This window comes from Massilia sp. 05N420, assembly GCF_056397205.1.
This window is the reverse complement of record NZ_JBFTMX010000033.1, coordinates 50814-58629: the sequence shown is the minus strand read 5'-3', so window position 1 is coordinate 58629 and position 7816 is coordinate 50814. Positions and strand designations below refer to the sequence as shown.

The window sequence follows — 7816 nt, the reverse complement described above, 5'->3', positions numbered from 1 at the left end:
CCTGATGACCATAGCAAGTCGGTACCACCCCTTCCCATCCCGAACAGGACCGTGAAACGACTTTGCGCCGATGATAGTGCTGCAACCAGTGTGAAAGTAGGTTATCGTCAGGCTAATTATTCGCAGAAGCCTGCTCAATTCTTGAGCGGGCTTTTTGCTTTTCTGCAGGCAAAAATATAGGACCAAAGTCCAATTGCGCTTTCCGCAATCCAGCCTGAGCATGGCGGCGAGAACATGCGGAGGTGGATGATGAAACGTCCGATTTGGCGATTCGCCGTGCTGGCGCTGGCAGCCGTGTTGCCGGTGACGGGCGCGAATGCCCAGCTCGAGGGGGTGCTGGGCAAGGGCAATCAAACCGACGCCCTGAAGGGGCTGGCCGGCATGACGGACATGCCGATGACGTCCGGCAGCGTCGGGAATGTGGCGGGCCTGCTGCAATACTGCATCACCAACAATTATCTGGGTGGCGACGACCCGGCCGCAATCAAGGACAAGCTGCTGGGCAAGCTGCCCGGAGGCGGCCAGAGCCGGGACCCCGGCTACAGCGACGGCATGAAGGGCCTTCTGCACGGCAGTAACGGCGAGTCGATGGACCTGGGCAGCGGCGCGCTGAAGGCGCAGATCGCTAAACGGGTCTGCGATGCCGTCCTCAGCCAGGCCAAGACTTTCCTGTGAATCCGGATGTCCCGGCCCTTCTACCGGCACCGCCTGCCGGTCCGCATCCTGCACTGGATTAACGTCCTCAGCTTCTTCCTGATGCTGATGAGCGGGCTCGGCATCTTCAACGCCCATCCCCACCTCTACTGGGGCGCGGACTCCGATTTCGACGCGCCGCTGCTGTCGATCACGGCCCGTCCCGGTCCCGATGGCGAGCCGCAGGGCATCACCCAGGTCGGCGCCCGGGTCTTCGTTACCGACGGCGTGCTGGGCGCCTCGCGCGTCGAGGGTCAGGCGCGCAAGACGGAGCGCGCCTTCCCGTCCTGGGCGACGATCCCGGGCCGCCAATACCTGGCCACCGCGCGCAACTGGCACCTGTTCTTCGCCTGGATCTTCGTGCTCAACGGCCTGGTCTATGTGGCCTATACGGTGCTCGGCGGTCACCTGCGGCGCGACCTGGTGCCGCGCAGGTCCGAACTGCGCGGCATCGGCCGCTCGCTCAGGGACCACCTGCTGCTCCGCCATCCCGCCGGCGACGCCGCGAAGCGCTACAACGTGCTGCAGAACCTCAGCTACCTCGTCGTGATCTTCATTCTGCTCCCGTTGATCGTCCTGGCGGGGCTCGGCATGTCGCCGCGGCTGGACGCCCTGTTCGGCGGCTGGGTCGGCATCCTCGGCGGGCGCCAGTCCGCGCGCACCTTGCACTTCGCGGCGGCCTTCCTGCTGCTGGCCTTCGTCGTGGTGCATGTGTTCGAAGTGATCGTCACCGGGCTGTGGAACAATCTGCGGTCGATGATCACCGGCTACTACCGCCTGCCGGAAGAGCGGCACGAGATGCACGAAGGGAAGGAGGAGAGGGCGCCATGAACATGCTGACCCGCAGACGCTTCCTGCGCTTGGCCGCCGGCTCGGCCCTGCCGGGCGTGCTGGCCGGCTGCGATCGCCTGGCCGACAGCGAAGCCTTCAACGGCAGGCTGCGCAGCGCCCAGTTCCTCAGCCGGCGCGCGCAGGCGCTGCTGACGGGGCGCGATGCCATGGCCCAGGAATTCGGCGAAGACGAGATCGCCGCCGAGTTCCGCAGCAACGGCACGGCGATGCCGGACAGCCAACTGTACCGCAGTCTCCTCGCCGGCCAGTTCCGCGACTGGCGGCTGGAGCTCGGCGGCCTGGTCGCGCGGCCGGCGCAATACAGCCTGGCCGAGCTGCAGGCGCTGCCCTCGCGCACCCAGATCACGCGTCACGACTGCGTCGAGGGCTGGAGCGTGATCGGCAAGTGGACCGGGGTGCCGCTGCGCCACCTGCTGTCGCGGGCGGGGCCGCTGCCGGCGGCGCGCTATGTCGTGTTTCATTGCGCCGATCCGATGGACGGCTCGGACCTGCAGGCGCCGGGATCGACCTATTACGAAAGCATCGACCTCGTCGAGGCGGTGCACCCACAGACCATCCTGGCCTATGCCCTCAACGACGAGGCGTTGCCGGTCAAGAACGGCGCCCCGCTGCGGCTGCGGGTCGAGCGCCAGCTCGGCTACAAGCAGGCCAAGTACCTGATGCGGCTCGATGTCGTGGCGCGGCTCGAGCCTGTCCGCGGCGGCAAGGGCGGGTATTGGGAAGACCTCGGCTACGAGTGGTACGCCGGGATCTAGTCCCAGGTTTGCGGCCACAGGAAGGCGGGCAATGAGAGCCGCACTTCCTCCGCGGTCTGGTCAGGGACCCCGCGCAGGTCCAGCGTCCACGACCGCCTGACCCTGCCGGCCTCGATCTCGAACACGATCTCGTCGTCGAAGAAGGTCCGCGGCGGATACCCGGTACGGCGCCGCTCGCCGCGCCATGCGCAGACATAGCCGCTGAACCAGCGCGCCCGCACCGGCAAACTCACCTCGGCGAACAGGCGCGCGATCGACTCCCTGCTGACCCGCGTGAGCACCAGCACCCCGTCGACGATGGCCCAGTCGGCCACATAGCCGTTCTGCCGGAACAGCGTCGGCGCTTCGCGCGGCCGGTCCGGGAAGGCGGCGAGCAGGGCGTCGAGCGGAAAGACGTCGATCGCGTAGTCGACCCCGCCGGCTTCGAGCCGGTCCCAGATGATGTTCGTCATCGGCTCAGGCTCCCTGCGCGCCCAGCAGGCCGTCGATCGCGCCGAGGACCTCCAGCGCGCCGCCGGCCAGCCCGACGCCCGGCAGCCTGCCGACCTCGGGTTCGCGCGGATTGATCCGCAGCAGCGAGCCGCCGTGGCGGAGCACCACCCGCTGGGAGAAATGGCGCACGGTCGGGATGTTCAGGCCGGCGCCGATCTCGATCACCAGCGGGCGGCGTACCTGTTCGAGCCAGCTCCGACAGCGCATCGCCTGCAGGTCGCGCCGCTCGCCGATCCAGTCGCGGTCGTCGAACATGAGGATGTTCGGGCGCGCCGGGCCGCCGCAGTGCGGACAGGCCGGCAGTGGGCCGAGCAGTTGGCAGCGGCCGGCGTCGACCGCCGGATCGAAGCCGGCGGCCGGCCACAGCCCGGGCGAGCACGGTCCGAGGCACTGCAGCCGGTGGATCGAACCATGGCATTCGTCGATACGCAATGGATCGAAGCCCGCTTTCTGGAAGTGGCCGTCGACATTGCTGGTGAAGACGAAGTAGCCGTGGCGGCGCGACTCGCCCCATTTGCGCAGCAGTTGGTAGCCCGCATGCGGCGCGGTGCGGCGGTACATGGCGAGCCGGTGGCCGTAGAAACCCCAGGCGCGGCGCGGGTCGGCGTGGAAGGCGGCCGGCGAGGCGATGTCCATGAAGGCCGCGCCGTTGGCGGCCAGCGCCGGGTAGGCCTTCCAGAAGCCGGCATTGCCGCGAAAATCGGGCAGGCCGGAATCGACGCCCATGCCGGCGCCGGCGGCGATGACAAGCGCATCGGCCTCGGCCACCAGTGCGGCGGCGCGCTCGAGGGCGGCGTGGTCCTCCGTCGCCGGCAGCGGCTCGTGACGCAGGGCCGCGTTCATGCCGCCCTCCCGGGATGCAGGCGCGCATGGCGGGCGCCGTCCGCGTCCAGGGCGATGGTCCATTCGCCACGCTGCTCCAGCCCTTCCGCCAGCGCCCAGGCGCGGCTGTAGCCGAGCCTGAATCGGTGCTGCAGGCGCGATACGGGATAGGGGAGGACTGTCTCTCCGGCTGCGTGGAGCTGGGCGATCCAGGCGCAGGCCTGGGGCAGCAGCGGATCGGCGGCGCCGATGCCGCTGCTGGAGGTTTCGGTATTCATGCTTTTCCTTTCACGACGCTTGAGGTCATGATAGGAGGCGGGGCGACAAGCGGCGTCGCATGCGGTGCCGGCCCTGCGGCATGCTTCAGTGGCGCGGCGCGGTGTCGTCCTTGAGCTGGTGCAGCCAGGCGATGAACTCTTCGGCCGTCATCGGCTCGCTCATCTCTTCGGCGGATTCCAGGATGCGCCGGACCAGGTCCTCGTTCTGCAACAGGCGCTGCTCGAAATCCTTCACTCCAGCCTCCCCGAAAAGACTTCCCACAGCCTCACCATCGCCAGCGTATCGAGGTGGCAGTAGGCGAGCAGCTGGCCTTCGATCTCCTGCCTGCGCGCGGCCTCGGTGGCGGGATCGATCGCTTCCATGAAGGCGTGCATCGCGGCGCCGCCGTCCTGCACGCCGTCCAGCTGGTCGTAGCGCAGCTCGGGCGCGACCGCCGGCAGCACCTGCTTGATGCTCCAGCTGCCCTGCTGTCCGGGGTGGTAATAGCGCTCGCGCGCCACCGGCAGCAGGTCGACCACGCGGGCGTTGAGCGCCAGCAGGCCGGGTGCCAGGTCGGCAAAGCGCGCCGCCAGCTCGGCGATGCGGGCGGTTTCGAATCCGGCGTTGTAGACGAACACCGGACCATCGCCGGCGCAGGCGCCGAGCAGGGCTTCGGCAAAGCCGCGCGAAGGATCGTCACCGGACAGGTCGAGGAAGGCGCGGTGCTCCAGCCCGCCCGCATCGTCGAGCCGGTGCACGCTGAACTGGAAGGGAATCATCTGGAAGGGACGGGTGCCCTGCCAGATCGGGACCGCGAAGCTGATGGTCTCGAAGTCGATGAAGCAGGCCGGCAGCGGGTGCGGTGCGAGGTCGGCGGCGGCGCCCGCGGCATCGAAATACACCTCGCCCGACAGCGTGTGCGACTTGACGCGCCGCTGCTTGTCGTTGAGGAGCTCGTCCGGCAGCTCGCGCATGTCGGCGGCGCCGCCGGCGATGCGCTCCTTCAGGGCGCGGCTGGCAATCCGCGGCAGCCAGTGCACCGGGTATTCCGCCGCCGGGGCGCCGCCGCCGCAGTGGGCCGCGAAGCCGCAGGCGTAGGGGCTGTCGCAATGCTCGCCGGGCTGGATTGCCGGCTCGTCTTCCTGGGCGGCGACGGCCTGGGCGCGGGCGATCCAGGACGCGACCTCGGCGCCGCGCGCGAAGGCCTCGGCGCTCAGATCCTCTTCCACCAGCAGGCCGCGATAATCGYCCTTGCCCGGATAGGTCCAGCGGCTGTCGATGCGGGCCAGCGCGATGCCCTCGAGCTGCACGCCGGCCGCACGCGCTACATAAGCCTGGATGGCGGCGTCTTCGCGGTGGTAGTCCTTGACCGAGGTCGAGGACTTCACTTCGACCATGCGCCAGCGCCGCGCCCCGCCGTCGACCGGCAGCAGGATGTCGGCGAAGGCGAGGGCGCCGGCCGCCGCGAAGCCGGCCTCGAACACCGGTTGCGCGCTGGCGAGCAGTTCCCGGCTGCGCGCCAGCGCCGCATCGAAGCCCTCGGTTTGCGGGTCGAGCAGCACGCCCAGGCCGCCGGGATCGTACAGGCTGCGCGCCAGGTCGCCGACCTGGTGGCCGACCGCGAAGGCGGCCTGGCTGGCGCCGTCGTCCTGGCGCAAGCGGGGACGGTGGAGTTCGAGCCAGAGACGGCGCTCGCATTGGCGGAAGGCCAGCAGTTTCGATTTCGACAGGCGGATGGGCATGATCTGGTAGCTTGAGTTGGTTGACCGATTATTGCATTTTTGTTGCTAAAATGAAATAAAATTGCATGACTTTTCATCAGCCCAGGAAGCCGATCGAGGCCGGCTTGCCGCCCTTGAGCGCGCACTCCTGTTCCAGGGCCGCCACCAGCCGGGCGGCGTCCGCGAAGGGCGCGAAGCGGTGGCGGCGCGCGAGGGCGGCGAAATCGCCGGGCGTGAGGCGCTCGAGTCGGCGCACCCGCTCGAGGTCCGCGGGCAGCGGCGCGTCCAGGCCCAGCGCCGCGCACTGGCGCGCCAGCATCAGCGCGGACTGGCCGGCGCCGAGGTAATCGAGGCGGATCTTGATGTCGAAGCGGCGCAGCGCCGCCGGATCGATGTCGTCCATCAGGTTGGTCGAGGCGATGAAGACGCCGCCGAAGCGCTCCATGCGGGTCAGCATCTCGTTGACCCGGGTGACCTCCCAGGAGTGGCGCGCGCCCTCGCGCTCGCGCAGGAAGCTGTCGACCTCGTCGATCATCAGGAGGGCGCCTTCGCGCTCGGCCTGGCGGAAGGCGGCGGCGATCGCCTTTTCGCTGTCGCCGACCCACTTCGACATCAGTTCGGAGGCGCTTTTCAGCAGCAGCGGCATGCCGAGGTGCCCGGCCAGCCAGCGTCCGAAGGCGCTCTTGCCGGTGCCGGGCGGACCGTAGAGGCAGAGGCGGGCGCTGCGGCCGGCGGCGAGACCCTTCGCCAGCGCGGCCAGGTCGGTGTCGGCATTCAGGATCGCCGGGTCGTAGTGGGACGGCAGTTGCACGGCGGCGCCGGCTTCCAGCCCCGGATGGCCCTGGGCCTCGAGGGTGCGGCTGGCCAGCCATTCGAGGGCGCGGGCGCTGGCGGCTGCGTCGAAGCCACCGCGAATCGCACGCACCACCGAGGCCGCGCGGTCGACCACGGCCGGGGCCAGCGCCTCGGCCTGGGCCAGGCGCGCCAGGGTCGGTCCATCCACCAGGTCGCCGCATGCGGCCTGCAGGATGCGTTCGCGCTGGGCGCGCGGCGGGACCGGCACCTCGACCAGCACGTCGAAGCGGCGCATGAAGGCCGGATCGATACCGTCGATCTCGTTCGACAGCCACAAGGTCGGTACGCGATTCTGTTCCAGCGCGCGGTTCAACCAGCCCTTGCGCCGCTGCGCCAGGCCGCGGCCGCCGAGCGGGCTGGCGCCGTCGCTGAATACGTCCTCGACCTCGTCGAACAGCAGCAGGGCGCGGCGGCGGTCGAAGAAGCTCTGGGCGGCGCGGTAGGCGCGCAGGCGGCGTTCGCCGTTGACCGGGTCGCCGTCCTCGTCTTCGCTGGCGACTTCGAACAGCTCGCAGCCGAGGGCCGCCGCGAGGGCGCGCGCCAGTTCGCTCTTGCCGGTGCCGGGCGCGCCGTGCACGAAGATGTTCACGCCCTCGCGGCTGGCCGCCATGGCCTGGGTCAGGTAGGGACGCAGGATCGCCAGCGCTTCGCCGAGGTGGGGAAAGTCGTCCAGCGTCAGGCGCGCCGGCGCGCTCGGCGCCACGGTGTCGCGCAGCAGCGTGATCGGATCGGTCTCGGATCCGACGATCGATTCGGCGAACTGCTTGGACAGCAGGTCGAGCTTGGAGGTGAGGGTGCCGGTGCTGGCGTGGTCGACGCTCAGCAGTCCCGAGCGCGCCAGGATGCCTTGGCCGGCCAGCGCGGCGCGCACCCGGTCGGCGGGAAGGCCGAGCAGCAGGGCCAGCACGTCGACCACGGCCACCGAGGACAGCCGTCCGAGCTTGTCGGCGGCACGGTCGAGGGCGGGCTCGTGGTGCAGCATGGTGGCGAAGCTGAGGATGGCGCGTTCGGCGTCGTCGAGGCCCACCAGTTCGGCCAGCCGCGCGATATTCGTCTCCAGGATCGCGGGCAGGCCGTGGTCCTTGCCGCGCTCGGCCTGGCGGTGCAGTTCGCGCAGGCGGGCGCGCACGGCCGCCGGGTCGAAGTCGCGGTCCTCGGGGTCGATCCATTCTTCCAGGCCCAGGGCCTGGGCCAGGGCGTCGTCCATGAACGAACGGGGGCCCACCAGCTCGCGGTGACCGGCGAGCGGGACCATCATGCGCAGGATCCACAGGCGGGTGACGGGAACCAGGGGGCGCGGGGCGGTACGGGCGGTGCGGCGGCGATATGACGTCATGCATTTCCTCCTTTGATGCCGCCATTCTCCAG

The 7816-nt window shown here is 69.6% G+C and carries 9 protein-coding genes and 1 rRNA gene; 4 read left to right on the top strand and 6 right to left on the bottom strand.

Going from position 1 to position 7816, the window contains the following annotated elements; all coding sequences use genetic code 11:
- The 4 genes from rrf to AC1DIX_RS19905 all read left to right on the top strand — a co-directional run bounded on the left by rrf (position 1) and on the right by AC1DIX_RS19905 (position 2300).
- Positions 1-113: ribosomal RNA gene (gene rrf, locus AC1DIX_RS19920) — 5S ribosomal RNA — on the top strand.
- Positions 114-249: 136 nt separating this feature from the next.
- A complete protein-coding gene (locus AC1DIX_RS19915) occupies positions 250-675 on the top strand; it encodes a DUF2501 domain-containing protein (protein ID WP_477253239.1) in 426 nt (141 codons plus the stop codon).
- A 6-nt stretch (positions 676-681) separates the two neighbouring features.
- Positions 682-1524, top strand: coding sequence for a cytochrome b/b6 domain-containing protein (locus AC1DIX_RS19910; RefSeq protein ID WP_477326759.1), 843 nt, complete (start codon positions 682-684; stop codon positions 1522-1524).
- Positions 1521-2300 (top strand): molybdopterin-binding protein, encoded by a 780-nt coding sequence (locus AC1DIX_RS19905; protein WP_477326757.1) that lies wholly within the window; start codon positions 1521-1523, stop codon positions 2298-2300. Before AC1DIX_RS19910 ends, AC1DIX_RS19905 begins: the two co-directional genes overlap by 4 nt.
- On the opposite strand, the gene AC1DIX_RS19900 is transcribed toward AC1DIX_RS19905, so the two are convergent.
- The 6 genes from AC1DIX_RS19900 to AC1DIX_RS19875 form a co-directional block, all read right to left on the bottom strand.
- The gene (locus AC1DIX_RS19900) at positions 2297-2752 is read right to left on the bottom strand and encodes a hypothetical protein (RefSeq protein WP_477326755.1); all 456 of its coding nucleotides are present in this window, start codon (positions 2750-2752) and stop codon (positions 2297-2299) included. The genes AC1DIX_RS19905 and AC1DIX_RS19900 overlap by 4 nt on opposite strands.
- A gap of 4 nt (positions 2753-2756) precedes the next feature.
- Complete coding sequence (locus AC1DIX_RS19895; RefSeq protein ID WP_477326753.1) at positions 2757-3635, bottom strand: SIR2 family NAD-dependent protein deacylase; 879 nt, start codon at positions 3633-3635, stop codon at positions 2757-2759.
- Positions 3632-3892: a hypothetical protein gene (locus AC1DIX_RS19890; protein WP_477326751.1), complete on the bottom strand. Its 261-nt coding sequence runs from the start codon at positions 3890-3892 to the stop codon at positions 3632-3634. Before AC1DIX_RS19890 ends, AC1DIX_RS19895 begins: the two co-directional genes overlap by 4 nt.
- 85 nt (positions 3893-3977) lie before the next feature.
- Positions 3978-4127 carry a hypothetical protein gene (locus AC1DIX_RS19885; RefSeq protein ID WP_442123338.1) on the bottom strand — a complete coding sequence of 50 codons (150 nt, stop codon included), beginning with the start codon at positions 4125-4127 and terminating at the stop codon, positions 3978-3980.
- On the bottom strand, positions 4124-5614 hold the full coding sequence (locus tag AC1DIX_RS19880) for a DUF2779 domain-containing protein (protein WP_477326749.1): 1491 nt from the start codon (positions 5612-5614) through the stop codon (positions 4124-4126). Before AC1DIX_RS19880 ends, AC1DIX_RS19885 begins: the two co-directional genes overlap by 4 nt.
- Positions 5615-5690: 76 nt before the next feature.
- The gene (locus AC1DIX_RS19875; protein WP_477326747.1) at positions 5691-7784 is read right to left on the bottom strand and encodes an AAA family ATPase; all 2094 of its coding nucleotides are present in this window, start codon (positions 7782-7784) and stop codon (positions 5691-5693) included.
- Positions 7785-7816 lie beyond the last annotated feature (32 nt).

Coding starts and splice junctions, on each gene's coding strand:
- AC1DIX_RS19900 (WP_477326755.1), bottom strand. CDS start 2,752: ATGACGAACATCATCTGGGACCGGCTCGAAGCCGGCGGGGTCGACTAC.
- AC1DIX_RS19910 (WP_477326759.1), top strand. CDS start 682: ATGTCCCGGCCCTTCTACCGGCACCGCCTGCCGGTCCGCATCCTGCAC.
- AC1DIX_RS19875 (WP_477326747.1), bottom strand. CDS start 7,784: ATGACGTCATATCGCCGCCGCACCGCCCGTACCGCCCCGCGCCCCCTG.
- AC1DIX_RS19905 (WP_477326757.1), top strand. CDS start 1,521: ATGAACATGCTGACCCGCAGACGCTTCCTGCGCTTGGCCGCCGGCTCG.
- AC1DIX_RS19895 (WP_477326753.1), bottom strand. CDS start 3,635: ATGAACGCGGCCCTGCGTCACGAGCCGCTGCCGGCGACGGAGGACCAC.
- AC1DIX_RS19890 (WP_477326751.1), bottom strand. CDS start 3,892: ATGAATACCGAAACCTCCAGCAGCGGCATCGGCGCCGCCGATCCGCTG.
- AC1DIX_RS19915 (WP_477253239.1), top strand. CDS start 250: ATGAAACGTCCGATTTGGCGATTCGCCGTGCTGGCGCTGGCAGCCGTG.